Genomic DNA, 239 nt, shown 5'->3' on the forward strand with positions numbered 1-239 from the left:
CTCCACGAAAACTTCGGTACGGCGCGGCCCTTCGGTCAGCGGCGCCAGGCCGGCATCGACTGCGGCCGCCTCGAGCAGGGCAGGGAAAGTGTCGGCGACGCAGGGATAGACTTCCATCCAGGTCTGCAGGCCGTCGCGGCCTTCGGGGCGGCGCTTGAGCTGGACCGCCACACCCGCTTCCCGCGCCAGGTGCGCCTGCGTGGCGCGCACCAGCGGCTCCAGGTGGGCGGCATGCTCGT

The 239-nt window shown here is 72.0% G+C and carries 1 protein-coding gene; it reads right to left on the reverse strand.

The annotated features are described in order from the left end of the window. Positions 1-239: DUF4936 family protein (locus KVT32_RS31405; protein ID WP_254637105.1), on the reverse strand; the 239-nt coding region annotated here is incomplete at both ends.

This window comes from Achromobacter sp. GbtcB20, assembly GCF_019091095.1.
Taxonomy (GTDB): Bacteria; Pseudomonadota; Gammaproteobacteria; order Burkholderiales; family Burkholderiaceae_B; genus Achromobacter; species Achromobacter mucicolens.